Below are 16,761 nucleotides of genomic sequence, written 5' to 3'. Positions count from 1 at the left end.
AATGAGAAAAATCTTCATGTTGTTATGTGCTTTATCACTTATCTATTCTTGTGATAAACCAAATGACGAAATAAAAGACAAGGCAGATATTATTGCCGTTTTAAGAGCTCAAGAAAAAGCCTGGTCTAAAAATAATATTGAAGGCTACATGCAAGGTTACTGGAAGTCTGATTCCTTAAAATTTTATGGAAGTAGTGGTGAAATAGCTTATGGCTGGAACAAAACATTATCAAATTACAAAAAGAAATATCCTACAGCAGAGCATACTGGTACGTTAAAATTTAAAGTGAATGATATTACTCAAATTCAAAATGAATCATACTATGTAATGGGTGAATATCATTTAACTAGAAAAGTTGGGAATGCCAATGGGGTTTTTCTAATTATTTTTAAAAAGTTTGACGGCGAATGGAAAGTTGTTGCTGATTTAACTCCTTAAATTATGAAACCAATTGTACGACTTGCTACTAAAAATGACTTGCCTGTTTTAGATACATTTATGGATGATTTGGTAAATGCCGAAAGACCTATGGATGTTACTATTAAAGATGGAAAAGTTGTGTATTATGATTTAGAAAGCTTCATTACCAGTAATGATGCAGTTTTGTATGTTGTAGAAATTAATAGCGAATTGGTAGCATCTGGTTATGCAAAAATAAAACCAGACAGCGTTTATTTAAAACACAGTACACACGCATATTTAGGTTTTATGTTTGTTCCAGAAAAGCATCGAGGAAATGGATATAACAAATTAATTGTTGATGCATTATTAGCTTGGAGTAAAACAAAAAACGCACATGAAATTAGATTAGATGTTTACTGTTCTAATCCATCTGCAATTAGAGCTTATGAAAAAGCTGGTTTTGCTAAACATATGATTCAAATGCGAATGAATATTGATGATTTAAGTGATTAAATACCAAACGGATTGTTAATAGAATGCATTGGTTTTGTAAACCATTTAGGTCCATTTTCTGTCATATAAATATGATCTTCCAATCGAATTCCGAATTTATTTGGAACACAAATCATGGGTTCATTACTAAATGTCATTCCAGGTTCTAAAACAGTAAAATCATTTCTAACAATATATGGCCATTCATGAATTCCTAAACCGATTCCGTGTCCGGTTCTATGTGGCAATCCAGGTAATTTATAATCTGGACCTAAACCGTGAGATTCTAATACCTTTCTAGAAGCGTTGTCTACATCTGCACAAGTATTTCCTAATTGTGCTGCGTCAAAAGCTGCTTGTTGCGTTTCTTTTTCGATATTCCAAATTCGAGTTTGTTCTTCATTTGCTTTCCCAAACACAAAAGTTCTTGTAATATCAGAAATATAATCGTGCAACATACAACCCGTATCTATTAATACAACTTCGTTTTCTTCTAAATTTTTGGGTGATTTTACTCCATGTGGAAACGAGGAATCTACTCCAAATAACACAATACAAAAATACGATCCAGACGGAATTCCATATTTAATATGTGCATTATGAATAAAATCGGTCACTTCTTTTGCTGAAATTCCAACACGTAAAATTCTTGCTGCTGCTTTATGAACTTCTAAGGTAATGTTCATTGCATGTTGCATAATTGCAATTTCTGCTTTAGACTTAATCATTCTACAACCCGCAGTAATTGGTTTTGCATTTATTAATTGATATACTTCTTGACAGTTTATAATGCCGTCAAAAATAAAAAAAGGCGTTGCTTCATCCATAAAAATTGCGCCATCTTCTACTCCATGTTGTTTTAAAATTGATACAAATAACTCATACGGAGATTCATGTTCTTCCCAACAAACAACTTCTCCTTCAATCATCATAAAATCGAAAATAGTTCCTTTTTCAAATTCTGGTGCTATAAAAATTAGTTTCCCGTTTGAAAACAAAATAGCTCCAACCATTCTTTCACTCGGATTCCATTTCATTCCTGTAAAATAAAACAAGTTGGTTCCTGCATGCAAGTACATTGCTGAAACATTTTGAGCTTGCATTAAGCAACAAGCTTTATCTATTCGTTGTTGAAAATCTTCTTTCTGAATAGGCTTTACTAAATGTGCAGTTGGTTGAATTGCATTTAATTCTGCTTCTATGGTTGATCCTCCGATTCCTTTCATTCTGACAATTAATTATTCATTAATGCTTCAATTTCTTCTATTTCAATTGGCATTGCAGCTGTTAAATTGATGTTTCCGGTTTCTGTAATTAAGTAATCATTTTCTAAACGACAACCAATTCCTTCTTCTGGGATGTATATTCCAGGTTCGCATGTCAATACCATTCCAGCTTCTAAAGCACGAGAATACAAACCAACATCATGTACATCTAAACCAATATGATGCGCTGTTCCGTGCATAAAATATTTTTTATACAATGGTTTTTCTGGATTTTGATTGGCAACTTTATCTGCGTTTAACAAACCTAATTGTATCAGTTCTTTTTCTACTAAAACAGCCATTTTAGTTTCGTAATCGGCAGGTAAAATACCTGGTTTTAATAATTTACTTCCTTCTTTTAAACAATGTAAAACAGAGTTATACACTTCTTTTTGTCTTTCAGAAAATGTTCCGTTGACAGGAAAACATCGCGTTGTGTCGCTATTGTAATTTGCATAACAGACTCCGAAATCTAACAAAATCATTTCTCCATCTTTACAAATTGCATCGTTTGTATTATAATGCAATGCACAAGCATTTTTTCCTGAAGCAACAATTGGTTTAAAAGCATGTCTGGTGGCGCCAGATTTTACTAAATTATAGGTTAATTCAGCTTCCAATTCATATTCTTTGATGTTTGATTTACACGCTTTAAGAACTCGTTTAAAACTGTCAACACTTATGTCTGCTGCTTTCTGAATTAATGCTATTTCAATTTCTGATTTAATTGGACGTAATTCTCTTGTGATTTTTGCTGCTCTATAATAATCGTGCAAAGGATATTTTTCTTTACACCATTTTATCATTCTGTCTTGCTGAGTTTCTTGATCTTTAGTGACTCGCTTTAAATGCTCATTGTGTCCTAAATAAAGACCATCAGCTTCAAAAACCATGTATTGCAAAACCATTTCAAAATCTTGATTCCATTCTACTCTTTGTATTCCTGAAACATTGGTTGCTTGCTCTTTTGTTAGTTTTTCTCCGTCCCAAATTTTAATTTGCTCATTGGTTTCTTTTACAAATAAAATTGCTTGGTTTTCTTTTTTAAAAGCATCAGGATACAAAACTAAAATGGTTTCTTCTTGATCAATTCCAGACAAATAAAATAAATCGTTGTTTTGAGTAAATCCCATTACATCATCAGCATTGTTGTGTTTTACATCGTTAGAAGTAAGAATAGCAATGGTATTTGGTTTCATTTTAGCAATAAAATTGCTTCTATTTTTAATAAACAATGAATTCGGAATTGACTCGTATCTCATATTAAAATTTTCTATCTGGATGAAATGGACTTAAATCTAAGCTTGTTGTTTTATTTGAAATAATTTCTGAAACTAACTTTCCTGTTGCTGGACCTAAGCTCCAGCCCATCATTGCATGACCAGCAGCAACGGTTAAGTTTATACATTTAGCAGATTTACCAATAAAAGGCAAACCGTCTGGAGAACAAGGTCGTAATCCACATTGTACATCATTTTTTTCTTCCTCAGTTATTTCTAATCCTTTGTAATATTTTTTTACAGCATCAGCAATTGCGTTTACTCGAACTGGATTAATATCATGGTTAATTCCGTTAATTTCCATTGTTCCTGCAAATCTTGTAAAACCAGACATTGGAGTTACAGCAACTTTTGTTTCCATTAAAATAGTTGGCATTGTAATTCCTGTTTCTCTAGCTACATTCATTCGATATCCTTTTCCAGCCTGAATTAACAAATTCAATCCTATCTTTTTTGACACTAATGAGCTCCAACTTCCTGCGGCTAGCACAACTTCATCAGCAGAAATTTCTCTTTTATCAGTAATTACTTTTGATATTTTTTTGTTAGATATTTCTATATCTTTTACTTCTTCTTTTGCTAAAATCTCAACTCCTAATCCTTTTAAATGCAAAATCATTTGTGGCATAAAATCAGATGGAGTCATGTGTGCATCACAATCATAATAAATGGCTCCTTTAACATCTAAGTTTGCATTTGGCTCCAACTTTTGCACTTCTTCCTTTGTTAATTTTTCTGCTGATAATCCTTCTTGAATCAATCTTTCACCAACTTTCCATTCGCCTTCACCAGCTTTATCAGTTTTATAAGCCATTAACAAACCTTTGCGTTCGTAATGGAAATCAAACTCGTTAGAAGCCTTTAAATCTTCGTACAAATCTCTTGTCAATAAATTGATATCTCTAATTACTCGAACAGATTTTTCTACTTTTTTGGCATTCGCAGATTTCTTAAATGCCAAAGTCCATTTTAAAAATTCTGAATCTAATCTAGGTTTTACATAAAACGGACTTGCAGGATTTAACATCCATTTTATTCCTTGATTTATGATTCCAGGATGCGCCAAAGAAATAATATGACTTGGTGTAATATAGCCAGCGTTAACATAAGATGCGCCAGTTGTAAAATCTGATTTATCGATTACCGTAACTTGGTGTCCTTCTTTTTGAAGGTAATAAGCAGAACTTAATCCTACGATTCCGCCACCAATAATTATTACTTTTTTACTCATTAATTAGTTCCACTTAAAGTTCCAAATAGGTTTGTTATTCCCAAGATGTTCTACAAAATAGTTCCATCTTTTCTTTAAAAAATATTTTTGATAATCGCCTTGATATCCATGGTTTTGACTTGGTAAAATTAACAAATCAAAATCTTTATCTGCTTTGATTAATTCTTCAGCTAATTTAAAGGTTGCAGACGGATTTACATTTTCGTCTAATCCGCCATGCGTTAGCAATAATTTTCCTTTTAATTTTGATGCATTTGTAACATTAGAAACCTCTTGATATGTTTTATCAATTGGCCAACCTTGATACATTTCTGGCCACCACGCTTTTTCCATTCTAAAATCGTGATCTGCAGAACTTGCTACTCCAACTTTATAAAAATCTGGAAAAGCTAACAAAGCTCTTCCGGTATCATATCCACCAGCAGAATGACCGTAAATTCCTACTTTATCAACATCAATCCAAGAGTATGTTTTGGCTAAATGTTTAATCGCCAACACATGATCTTCTAAATTATTTCCCATGTTTTTATAAGAATGATTATGAAATTCTTTAGATCTACCAGAAGTTCCTAAACCATCTACTCTAACAACAATAAAACCAAGTTCTGCTAAAGATTGATTGCTAAAAACATTGTCAAAAGACTTCGGAAAACGTTGTGTATGCGGACCAGTATAAGTTGCATCTACAATTGGATATTTCTTAGAAGCATCAAAATTTGTTGGCTTCCAAAAAGCGCCATAAATGGTTGTTTTTCCATCTTTTGCAATCATAGAAAATGTTTCTGGTGTTGTATAGCCTCTACTTTTTGCTTCAGAAATATCTGCTTTTGTTAATGTTGCTAAAATTTTTCCTGTAGCTGCTTCTCTTAAAACAGTTTCTGTAGGAGAATTTATGGTTGAAATATTATCTGTAAAATAAGCTCCATTTCTTGAAAAAGAAACTTGATGATGTTTGTTTTCTGGAGTTAATAATGTTTCTTCACCGCTGAAATTTACTTTATAAACTTGTTGATGATACGGATTGTTTTCTATTTCTTTTCCTGAAGCTAAATAATAAATTGTTTCCGTTTCTTCATCAATATATTCGATGCTGTTTACGTAATAATTATCGCTAGTAAGTAATTTTGTTGTGTTGGTTTTAAAATCATACAAATGCAATTGTCTCCATCCTGTTCTTTCTGATAAAAACAGTATTTTTTGACTCTTTTCTAAATGTCGATATTCAAAATTATCGATGTTTGTTTTAGAAGTTTCTGTTAAAACAACTTTTGATTTTTTAGTGTTTAAATCTACTTGAACCAATTCATTTTTTTGAAAACCTCTGTACGGAATATGAGCTAATAAAACTCCAGATTTATTTGTCCATTGGCTATTTACAGAATTAATATGTGTTTGCGTTGGTAAGTTTGTTTTTACTTGTCTTTTTGTAGCAACATTAAAGAAAGTTGGTGTTAATTTTACCATAGTTGTATCGCCTGGAGAACCACGATAATACGACAACAACTCTGGCTTGTACACACCATCTTTACTCCAATCTAATAAATACATTTTCTCTGCAGTTCTTGTATCTACAATATTGGCAGAAATCCAATTAGAATCTGCAGACCAATTTACATTAAAGCGTTTTGGTCTTTCTCCATTTTCGCCATACATTATATCATACCAACCATACCAAGATGCATATTCGTATCCTTTTTTCCCATCAAAACTTAATTGAAATGTTCTTTTAGTTGTTGTTGATTTGATATATAAATTATATTCTTTGGTAAACGCAATCCATTTTCCATCTGGCGATGTGCTTTCAAATTCGTTTCTTCTTTTTCTTTCTTTATTTTCCTCTTCAACAAGTTTGTATGAATCAGTATTTAAAACATAGTTTTTATTGTTGGTTGTAAACGAAAAACCATTCTCTGTTGGCTGAATATTAGTTAAAGAAATTTCGTTTGCTTTTAGTTCTTCGTTGGTGATTTTATTTAGTGCATCAACTAATTTTTGTTGATCAAACATTAGATTAACTTCTGTAGCATTTTTTAACGAAACTGTTTTATAAGCTTTTCCATTTTTGCTATAATCTACAAACCAAAATCCAGATGCATCATTAAACCAGTTCACTCTAGTGTTTAAGTTAAATGCTGTTTTATTATAATAGTTTTCGCCCATAAACGAAACTGCACTTTGATAATTTTTCTCTGAAATTTCGTTTCTAGAATTTGAGCACGACGCCATCAATAAAACTCCAAAAACTACAACTACTGATTTAAAATATTTCATGTTTTTTAATTTTAGATAACTTGAAATCCATGAGCATACGGATCATCTTCATCATCAATAATAATATTGTTATATCCATACACTTTTGCCCAACCTTTAATACTTGGAATAATTGCTGCTTTTCCGTCTAATGTAGTTTCTTCTTCTACAGAACCAATAAATTTACTTCCAATAAAACTTTCGTGGATAAATTGTTCGCCTTTTTTTAATTTTCCTTTTGCGTGTAATTGTGCAATTCTGGCTGATGTTCCTGTTCCGCACGGACTTCTATCAATGGCTTTATCGCCATAAAAAACAGCGTTTCTTCCAGAGGATGTTGGGTCAATCGGATTTCCTGTCCACAACATATGTGTTACATCTCTAATCGTATCATTTTCTGGATGGATAAATTGATTCGGATATTTTTCGTTAATTCTATCTCGAACAACTTGAGAATATTGAATAATTTTCGAAGCTGTAAAATCGTGTACACCAGAGAAGTTTTTCTGCGGATCTACAATTGCGTAATAATTTCCGCCATAAGCAACATCAAACGTTATTTCACCTAACTCCGGGCAATCAATGGTTAAATTTTCTGCTGCTAAATAACTTTTTACATTGGTTAATTTAACCCAATCTACTTTTTTTCCAGTTTGCCCATATTCAATATTCACCAAACCAGCTGGCGCTTCCATTTTAATTTTCCCAGGAACTTTTGGTGTAATTAAACCTTCTTCAATGGCGATGGTAATGGTTCCAATAGTTCCGTGTCCGCACATTGGCAAACAGCCAGAAGTTTCTATAAACAAAATAGCAAAATCGTTTTCTGGATTGTGAGGCGGAAATAAAATACTTCCACTCATCATATCGTGTCCGCGTGGTTCAAACATCAACCCTTTACGAATCCAATCGTATTCTTTTAAAAAATGCTGACGCTTTTCGCTCATGGTATTTCCAACCAAATTTGGTCCGCCACCAGCAACAACTCTTACTGGATTTCCACATGTATGTGCATCCACACAAAAAAATGTTTTTCTACTCATTTCTTTTACTATCAATATAATTAAGTACTCTTTTTTCTAAGATTGATAAAGTAACTGTTCCTTCTCCTAAAATTACTTCATGAAATTCTCTAATATTAAATTTATCACCTAAATCAGCTTCTGCTTTTTTACGCATTTCACGGATTTTAATTTCTCCCATTTTATAAGACAATGCTTGTCCTGGCCAAGAAATATAACGATCTGTTTCTGTAGTAACTTCATGCATAGATAAAGCTGTGTTTGACGCCATATAATCAATCATTTGCTGACGAGTCCAACCTTTCGCATGAACGCCTGTATCAACAACCAATCTACAAGCTCGCCACATTTCATAGGTTAACTGACCGAATTTTTCGTACGGAGTTGTATAAATTCCCATTTCTTGCACTAAATATTCTGAGTACAATCCCCAACCTTCACCAAAAGCTGATAAGTATAAATTTCTTCTAAATCTCGGAATTGTCTCAGGCAATTCATTGTTTAAAGACATTTGTAAATGATGTCCAGGAACTGCTTCGTGTGCTGTTAAAGCAGGAATTGTATACAATGTTCTGCTTGGTAAATTGTAGGTGTTTACCCAATAAAAACCTGCCGAAGTTTCACTTCTAGAACCAGAATATCTTCCGCCTGTATAATTGGGTGCAATTGCAGCAGGAACAGGAACTACGCCATAAGGTTTTCTTGGTAATGTGATAAAGTATTTTGGTAATTCTGCATCAATTCTTTTTGAAATATCTCTAGCAAACATTAATAATTCTTTCGGAGTTTTTGCATAGAATTGTTCGTCAGTTCTTAAAAATTTTAAAAATTCTGCAAACGAACCTTTAAAGCCTAAATCTTTAACTATTTGTTGCATTTCAGATTTAATTCTAGCAACTTCTTTCAATCCGATTTGATGAATGTCTTCCGCTGTATATTTTGTACTGGTTGTGTAATAATTAATTCTGTTTTGATAAAATTCTTTTCCGTTCGGAACTGTACTTACTCCCAAACCTTTTCTTGTACTCGGAAAATATTCTTCTTCAAAAAAGGTTTTAATTTTCTTGTATTGATCTATCGCATTTTTTTGAACACTTATTTTTGCAACTCCAATAATAGAATCTTTTAATTCACTAGAAAGTGATGCTGGTAATTTGTGAAATGGCGCATAAAACTCACTCTTTGTAACATCATCTAAAATATGTTTGTTGTAGGTATTATCGTACTTATAAAAAACCGCTTTTGGTTGAGAAATTCCCTCTTTAACTCCAGCTCTTAACAAGTTTAAATTGTAATCAACTCTTTTTGGCAATTCTTTTAATTGATTTAAATATCCAATTATTTGTGTTTTGTTTTTAAAGTTTCTGTTTGCCATTCTACTTAAATTTAAGTGAAAAGCAGACTCATTTGTAATCGGATTTAGATACATTTTAAAGGTATGTGTATCTATTTTATCTTGCAAAACAAACAGTAATAAATCTCTAGAAATTTTATCAGTTTCAGACAAACCATCTACAGAAATAGCAGACAGTTTTTCTTTTAAATTTGCTGCAAAATCAGACTCTGATTGATAATATTTTATAGTATTTTCTACAGATTCTGACCTGTTAAAATCATACTTTCTGGACTTTTCATATTCTATAATAATTGATTTTAATTGATCACTCGAAGTTGTCTTTGTACAAGCCGAAAAACTTATTAAAAGTAAAAGTCCAAAAAGTTTGATTGTTTTCATATGTCTATATTATTTGTTTTTTATCGGTCACATATAACTTCCATATAGTCATTCTCTTGGGTATCGACTACTCGTTACGGAAGTTTCCATATTCTTAAATTTTATCTGTAGTTTTTATTCCATTAATATTTCTTAAAATTCCAAGCGGATTTTCATTTTTCAATTCATCTGGCAGCAAGTTATTTGGCCAAGATTGAAAACTAAATGGTCTAACCCAACGCTTTATTGCATCTACACCAACAGCTGTAAATCTTGAATCTGTTGATGCTGGATAAGGTCCACCATGTTGCATTGACGGACAAACTTCAACTCCAGTTGGAACGCCGTTAAAAATAATTCTACCAACTCGGTTTTGCAATGCAGAAACAATTCCAGAATTTGAAGAAAGTTCTTTTTCAGTTCCAATAATGGTTCCTGTTAATTGACCTTCTAAATGCTGTAAAATTTGCTCTAATTGCGCTTCGTCATCACAAACTACTAATAAAGAAAATGGACCAAAAACTTCTTGATGTAATGTTGGATTGTTTAAAAATGTAGCTCCATCAACTTTAGAAACAATCTGACGCCCATAATTTGCTTTTGAATCTCCTTCAAAATCTGCTAAAACTTCAATTCCTTCTTGAGAAATTACTTTTGATTTATTACTATTGTAAGCACCAACAATATTTGGATGCAACATACAAGATGGTTCAATTTTTACTATTTCTTCAGCTAAAGTTTGTGCAAACTCATTCAAGCCATCACCTTTAATTGCTAATAATAAACCTGGATTTGTACAAAATTGTCCAGATCCTAAAGTAATAGAACCTGCATACGTTTTTGCCCAATCAACAGCTTTTTCTTTTAATGGTTCTGGTAAAATTACAACCGGATTTATACTTCCCATTTCTGCAAAAACCGGAATCGGTTCTGCTCGTTGAGCTGCTAAATCAAATAATGCTCTTCCTCCACGAATACTTCCTGTAAATCCAACTCCTTTTACCTTTGGATGAGAAACCAATTCTTGTCCTACTTCAATTCCACTACTATTTAAATTAGAAAAAACGCCATTTGGCATTCCTGTTTTTTCTGCTGCTTTTATGATTGCTGATGCAACTAATTCTCCAGTTCCTGCATGCATTGGATGCGATTTTACAATCACAGGGCAACCTGCAGCAAAAGCTGCTGCTGAATCTCCACCAGCAGTTGAAAATGCCAACGGAAAATTAGAAGCTCCAAAAACCACAATTGGTCCTAACGGAACATTCATTTTACGTAAATCTACTTTTGGCAATGGTTGTCTTTCTGGCAGAGCAGTATCAATTGTTGCTTCAGACCAAGAACCTTCTTCTACATGAGTTGCAAATGCTCTTAATTGCCCAAGAGTTCTTCCTCTTTCTCCTGCTGCTCTTCCAGCTGGCAAACCAGATTCTGAAGTATAGGTTTCAATTAATTTTTCTCCTAAATTTTCAATTTCTTCTGCAATCGCTCTTAAAAAAACAGCTTTTTCTTTTCCTGATTTTTTAGAATAAGTTTCAAAAGCTTCAGAAGCTAATTTTGCTGCCTCATTGATTTCTTCAGAGGTTGCTTCTGTAAAAACAGTTGTATTTTCTGTATTTGTTTGCGGATTAAACGTTGTATATGTTTTTGTTCCTTTTGCGGAAAGTTGATTTCCAATATAATTTTTTCCTGTAACTTGTGTTGCGGATGTATTCATAATTAATTTGTTTTGATGAATTTTTTTTTAATATGTCAAATTGAAATACATAAAGTGCATCAACTTGATAAAGATATTAATTTATGTAGTTTATTATGTTAATAAGCTAATAATAAATCTTTTGATTACAAAAATAGTATTGATTTAATGTTTTTTTTGTTTGTTTACTATCTTGTTGTGGTATTATTTTAACTATTTATATGACTTTACTTGCGTTATACGTGAATATCGTATATGTTTTAGTTCTTCTTTTGGTTATTTTACATAGTTTTACAAAAAACTTACTGACATAATTTTAGACAATAAGAAAATATGAAAAAAACGAATAATTCAGATTGGAGGTATAGCGTTATGCCGGCCGTGTTTACATGGCTGAAAGAATCAAAATCCGGCGACCTTGAAATAGACTTAGATGCAACAAAAAAATATGCTGCAGATATTTTAAAAGTTCAAGGAAAAGGTGGAAGCAGAATGGGTGGACTTGTAGGTTCTGGTACTTTGGGTGAGAATAGCTATCTGAGCTCAGAACAACGACTTTCTTTACTTAAAGCTCTTTCTGAGGTTGCTAAAGAATACGATGTACCGTTAATCAGTGGAGCTGCGGCAGAAACTAAAGAAGAGCTTGCTAAAATCATTGAAGGCCTTGCTACTGTTGGAGTGGACACTGTTATGGTTATGCCACCAAAAACTTCAGCAATTCCTTCTGATGAAGAAATGTATGCGTATTTTGCACTTGCTGAAGCAACAGCTAGAGACGCAGGCGTAACTATTATGCCTTATAACAACCCTGATGCAGCTGGATATCATAAACTTTCTACGGATCTTCTTAGAAGAATTTCTGTTCTTACTAATGTAACTGCTCTTAAAATATCAACGATAGATGTTTCCATAATTGAAACACTCATGTTAGAGAATAAAGATTTAAAAGTTTTAGCAGGAGTCGACACAGTAACTGTATATGCTGGACTTGCTGGTGCATGTGGAGGAATTACAGGTGTAGGTTGTATCTTCCCTAAAGCTAGTGTTACTATGCAAGAATATGTTGTAAATGGAGAATGGGTTAAAGCAAAACAAATTTCTCAAGCTATGAATTCCATTTCATACTTAGATGCACAGCCGCTACTTATGGAATATCTTAAATATGCTTTTGGAATTCATCATAATGATGCTGATGGAGGACTTAACACCTTTGGTAAGAAATTAACGCAACAGCAAATTGCTGATGTCCAAGCAAGATATATCCTAGCTAGAGAAAGACTTGAAACTCTAGACTTGATATAGACAGGTTATTTTAAATATTCAAAAAAGAAAAAACTCCATTTTTATGGAGTTTTTTTATGCCTAAATACTTTGTATCGTAAAGAGAGAATAGACTTAGATTGGATTAGCAACAAAAAATTGAAGAAATTTATAAGGAAAAATTTCTCTTATAATATTTAAATTATCACACAATGATATTATTTTATCTTTTTTTTATTAAAAAAATTATTTATTGAGTAATATTTGAATACTTTTGAGTTTGAATTTAAGAGTATACTAATGAAAGTTTTACCTTTTCAGATACCAAAATCTAAAGATGTTTCTTTAATTTATCAAGAAGATAAAGGAACTATTCTGTACGATAAATTACATCAACATGAAGAAATTCAGTTGTGTGCAATTGTAAAAGGTGAAGGAAGTATTGTGGTTGGAGATTCTATTAACGAATACAAATCTGGAGATATTTTAATTATCGGAAGCAACTTACCACACGTATTTAAAAGCGACACTTCTAATTATACAACTACTTTTATGCAATCCTTGTTTTTTACCAAAACATCTTTTGGAGAACAGTTTTTTGAGTTGGGAGATTTTACAGAAATCCAACAAATATTTGCGATGAGTACTTCTGGCGGAATTTTATCATCAAATAATACAGTTGTTTTAGAGTTGTTTCAGCAACTTAAAAAAGCATCCAATCTGCATCGGTTTATTTTGTTTTTAACGATTATTAGCGAATTGTTAAAAGCAGATATACAACCACTTTCTACGTTTATTTATCCAAAAAAATATTCTGATAACGAAGGAAAACGCATGAGTAATATTATGGAGTATACGATGAACAATTTTCAGAAAGAAATTAGTTTACACTCCATTGCCGGAATTTCTTATATGACGCCAAATGCCTTTTGTAGGTATTTTAAACAACGAACTAACAAAACATATTTTCAGTTTTTAATTGAAGTTAGAATTGAAAACGCGTGTAGATTATTAAAGAATAAAGATTTATTAATTACAGAAATTTCTGAAAAATCTGGCTTTAAAAATATTTCTAATTTTAATAGAAAGTTTAAAGACAAAAAAGGAATTACACCTTCTAAATATCGAAGTTTACATTAGTGGTTTTAGTTTGCAGTCTCAGCACTCAGTATTCAGTTTTTGTTGATGTTATTGATATCCCTTTTTTTATGAAAGACTCTCTAATTCTGCTTTTAGTTTTTTGGTTAGTTTATTAACCACAACTTGATACGCGTCTTTAATTAAATTAAAAACTTGCGCATCAGAAACTTCTTGGTTTACGACAACCGTATTCCAATGTTTTACATTTACATATTTTGCCTCTGGTTTTCTTCCTTGTTGAAATCCACCCAAAATGCTTTCGTTAGCTTCTCGTAATTCAATTGCAATTTCTGGATCTAGCTTTATCACAATATTTTGCTCTCCTTTTTCCCAACGATCCAACGGAACCATCATAAACATTTTATTCATCACTTTAAAAACCAACGTAACATCATCAAACGGAAAATGTTCGGTAACACCTTTTTTTGAAATACAATATTCTCTAAGTTGTTCTATGTGCATTTTTTTATTTTTTATTGAAAAATTAAAAGATTTAAATAATTAAAGATAAGATAGTTTTTGAAAAACAATTCAATTTGTTTCTAAACTCCTTTTTCGGTAACTTCGCTAACTACGATTATAAAACATTAAAACGTTGCATAATCGTGTTAACGTTGGCGGTAATTTAAGACATCCGAAATGAAGATAAAAACAATCGAAAATCATAATATCAAAACCATTCATTTGGCAATTCTTGTGTTGCTCTTGGTTTCGTTTGTAATTGGAAAGGACTTTCTACACGCTTCAATCCAGAATTATTCGTTTTACCTATCAGAATCATTATTGTTCGGTACGTTTTGGATATTGTTTATCCCATTGGCATTTATAAACAAAAAAGTGACGATAGTAAAACATCCAATACCTTCTTTGTTTTTGAGCAGTTTACTTCACATCAGTATTTTTTCTCTATTTGTTTATGTAATTTCGGAATTGTTCCTTAACCATACTTTTGCTTTTAATGCAGTCTTTATAAATAGCATTTCAGAAAACGGAATTGTATGCTTGTTGATTTATGGAGTATTAAATTACGGTGCATTTCATAAAAAACAATCAAATAAAAACACGGTGGTTAAAGATGATGAAGGTACTATTTTAGTGCGTTTTCAAAATCGGACTATTGTTGTTAGTCTTGATAATATCATTTATATAAAATCAGAAAAACCATACATTTCGCTTGTTACCAGAGAAAGAAAATACCTTCACAGTTTTTCTTTAAAGAGATTTCTTGTCGAACATTCAAGCGATATGTTTATTCAAATTCATAAGAGTACCATTATCAATAAAAACGATGTTGTTTCTTTTAACTCTCGGAAAAATGGCGATTATGATGTTCAATTGACCAATCAGGAAATAGTTAGAGCAAGCCGAAGTTTTAGAAACAACTTCAAACATTTTTTATAGCGTAACAACTTGGAATAATATTCACTCAAGTCAGCAAATTTCTTTCCTGATTAAATTTAAGTTTTATTAGATTCGGAAGAAATTAATATTATGAAGTTCTATTATTCAATATTCCTTTTTTCTGTTCTATCCTCGTGTCTTGCTCAAACAGAAAGCCAAAAGATTGTTGGCGGATCGTGTGAAGGCTGTGAGGCAATTTATGAATATGGAAACCAAAGATTAATATCAATTGATACACTTCCCGATTTTAAACATACCGAGCCAAAGTTAAAACTGACAGGAACAGTATTTGAAAAAGACGGTAAAACGCCAGCAGAGAATGTTATCTTATACATTTATCAAACCGACAGAAAAGGAATTTATGTTACAAAAGGCAACGAAAAAGGTTGGGCTAAACGACACGGATATATTCGTGGTTGGATTAAAACGGATAAATCAGGTAAGTACACATTTTACACTTTTAGACCAGCATCATATCCAAACAGAGCAGAACCCGAACACATACACATCACAATAAAAGAACCAAACAAGAACGAATATTACATTGACGAATTTGTGTTTAATGACGACCCAACACTAACACAAAATAAAAGAGATGACTTGGAAAATCGAGGTGGTTCGGGAATCGTACAACCAATCCAAGAAGATGGTATTTTAACTGCAAATCGAGATATCATTTTAGGTTTAAATATTCCAAACTATGAATAAGCATTTTTTAATAATCGCATTTTTGGTTTCATTAAGTTCCTGTATTGGCAAACACAATTCAGAAGCTCAAAAAGCAACAATAACAGAGGAAAACACAGAAGTTGAAAATCAAACAAAAGGCGATACGATTAGAATTGACCTTACCAAATCAAATATTCATTGGAAAGGAACCAAAATGCGCGGAACAGGAAAACACGAGGGCAAAATTGAATTAAAAAACGGTTATCTGATAGCAAATAATAAGCAGATATTAAGCGGAAAATTTGTTGTAGATATGACTACAATTAGTGTAACAGACATTCCGGAACACGAACCCATTCCAAGAAACAATTTAAATAATCATCTAAAAAGTTCTGACTTTTTTGATGTCGATAAATTTCCAACATCTGAATTTCAGATTATCAATGTTAAACAAATAACTTCAGACAGTTTGTTAATATCGGGAAACTTGACCTTAAAGGATATTACAAAAAACATTGAATTTGAAGCAAAATACCAAGGCGATTATTTCACTTCAAAATTTACGTTTAACAGATTTCAATGGAATATTGCTTATGAAGGGAATTTTGTAGATAAAACATTAGTAGATAGAGATATTGAACTAAAAATTAAGCTGAAAATGAAATAAAAACTACCGCCAACAACGTATATAAAAAATAGCGGTTTAATCGCTTAAACAAATGAAAATTAATAAATTAGAGGTCGTTGTTAAACTGAAAAATTAGTATGTGAAATCCGCTGCTTTTCATATACAAGACCGTTAGCGAATCTCCTGACCCGTCCTGAATAAAGGCTACATAATTTTAAACATTATGTATAGAAATGACAAAGTAATTAGACGGTATTCAGAACCCTTTAAACTGAAAATTTTAGCCGAACTTACAACCGGAAAACACACA

Annotated in this window: 15 protein-coding genes; 7 read left to right on the top strand and 8 right to left on the bottom strand. The window is 32.0% G+C overall.

Annotated features, from left to right (window positions below):
* Position 1 precedes the first annotated feature (1 nt).
* The gene (locus ABDX67_RS10980; RefSeq protein WP_347175078.1) at positions 2-439 is read left to right on the top strand and encodes a YybH family protein; all 438 of its coding nucleotides are present in this window, start codon (positions 2-4) and stop codon (positions 437-439) included.
* 3 nt (positions 440-442) lie between these two features.
* Complete coding sequence (locus ABDX67_RS10975; RefSeq protein ID WP_347175077.1) at positions 443-916, top strand: GNAT family N-acetyltransferase; 474 nt, start codon at positions 443-445, stop codon at positions 914-916.
* Here ABDX67_RS10975 and ABDX67_RS10970 read toward each other — a convergent pair.
* From ABDX67_RS10970 to ABDX67_RS10940, 7 genes are all read right to left on the bottom strand, one after another.
* A complete protein-coding gene (locus ABDX67_RS10970) occupies positions 913-2,121 on the bottom strand; it encodes a M24 family metallopeptidase (protein WP_347175076.1) in 1,209 nt (402 codons plus the stop codon). The two genes, ABDX67_RS10975 and ABDX67_RS10970, sit on opposite strands and share 4 nt — an antisense overlap.
* Before the next feature lie 8 nt (positions 2,122-2,129).
* Positions 2,130-3,422, bottom strand: coding sequence for an aminopeptidase P N-terminal domain-containing protein (locus tag ABDX67_RS10965; RefSeq protein WP_347175075.1), 1,293 nt, complete (start codon positions 3,420-3,422; stop codon positions 2,130-2,132).
* Position 3,423: 1 nt separating this feature from the next.
* A complete protein-coding gene (locus tag ABDX67_RS10960; RefSeq protein ID WP_347175074.1) occupies positions 3,424-4,671 on the bottom strand; it encodes an NAD(P)/FAD-dependent oxidoreductase in 1,248 nt (415 codons plus the stop codon).
* A gap of 3 nt (positions 4,672-4,674) precedes the next feature.
* A complete protein-coding gene (locus tag ABDX67_RS10955; protein ID WP_347175073.1) occupies positions 4,675-6,942 on the bottom strand; it encodes a S9 family peptidase in 2,268 nt (755 codons plus the stop codon).
* 11 nt (positions 6,943-6,953) lie between these two features.
* Positions 6,954-7,964: a 4-hydroxyproline epimerase gene (locus ABDX67_RS10950; RefSeq protein WP_347175072.1), complete on the bottom strand. Its 1,011-nt coding sequence runs from the start codon at positions 7,962-7,964 to the stop codon at positions 6,954-6,956.
* Positions 7,957-9,678, bottom strand: a complete 1,722-nt coding sequence (locus ABDX67_RS10945; protein ID WP_347175071.1) for a DUF885 domain-containing protein — start codon at positions 9,676-9,678, stop codon at positions 7,957-7,959. Before ABDX67_RS10945 ends, ABDX67_RS10950 begins: the two co-directional genes overlap by 8 nt.
* Positions 9,679-9,772: 94 nt before the next feature.
* Positions 9,773-11,374 carry an aldehyde dehydrogenase (NADP(+)) gene (locus ABDX67_RS10940; RefSeq protein ID WP_347175070.1) on the bottom strand — a complete coding sequence of 534 codons (1,602 nt, stop codon included), beginning with the start codon at positions 11,372-11,374 and terminating at the stop codon, positions 9,773-9,775.
* A gap of 312 nt (positions 11,375-11,686) precedes the next feature.
* On the opposite strand from ABDX67_RS10940, the gene ABDX67_RS10935 reads away from it, so the two are divergent.
* Both ABDX67_RS10935 and ABDX67_RS10930 read left to right on the top strand, forming a co-directional pair.
* The gene (locus ABDX67_RS10935) at positions 11,687-12,655 is read left to right on the top strand and encodes a dihydrodipicolinate synthase family protein (RefSeq protein WP_347175069.1); all 969 of its coding nucleotides are present in this window, start codon (positions 11,687-11,689) and stop codon (positions 12,653-12,655) included.
* 258 nt (positions 12,656-12,913) lie between these two features.
* On the top strand, positions 12,914-13,753 hold the full coding sequence (locus ABDX67_RS10930; protein WP_347175068.1) for an AraC family transcriptional regulator: 840 nt from the start codon (positions 12,914-12,916) through the stop codon (positions 13,751-13,753).
* A gap of 66 nt (positions 13,754-13,819) precedes the next feature.
* Here the strand turns inward: ABDX67_RS10930 and ABDX67_RS10925 are convergent, their stop codons facing one another.
* Positions 13,820-14,215: an MmcQ/YjbR family DNA-binding protein gene (locus ABDX67_RS10925; RefSeq protein WP_347175067.1), complete on the bottom strand. Its 396-nt coding sequence runs from the start codon at positions 14,213-14,215 to the stop codon at positions 13,820-13,822.
* A 177-nt stretch (positions 14,216-14,392) separates the two neighbouring features.
* On the opposite strand from ABDX67_RS10925, the gene ABDX67_RS10920 reads away from it, so the two are divergent.
* The 3 genes from ABDX67_RS10920 (at position 14,393) to ABDX67_RS10910 (ending at position 16,490) form a co-directional block, all read left to right on the top strand.
* Entirely contained in the window at positions 14,393-15,154 is a 762-nt protein-coding gene (locus tag ABDX67_RS10920) for a LytTR family DNA-binding domain-containing protein (RefSeq protein WP_347175066.1), read from the top strand.
* Positions 15,155-15,244: 90 nt separating this feature from the next.
* Positions 15,245-15,862 (top strand): dioxygenase family protein, encoded by a 618-nt coding sequence (locus ABDX67_RS10915; protein WP_347175065.1) that lies wholly within the window; start codon positions 15,245-15,247, stop codon positions 15,860-15,862.
* Complete coding sequence (locus tag ABDX67_RS10910) at positions 15,855-16,490, top strand: YceI family protein (protein WP_347175064.1); 636 nt, start codon at positions 15,855-15,857, stop codon at positions 16,488-16,490. Before ABDX67_RS10915 ends, ABDX67_RS10910 begins: the two co-directional genes overlap by 8 nt.
* Positions 16,491-16,761 lie beyond the last annotated feature (271 nt).

It is taken from the genome of Polaribacter uvawellassae, from assembly GCF_039748955.1.
GTDB classification, from domain to species: domain Bacteria; phylum Bacteroidota; class Bacteroidia; order Flavobacteriales; family Flavobacteriaceae; genus Polaribacter; species Polaribacter uvawellassae.
The sequence above is the reverse complement of the archived record's forward strand: the minus strand, read 5'-3'. Positions and strand labels throughout refer to the sequence as shown.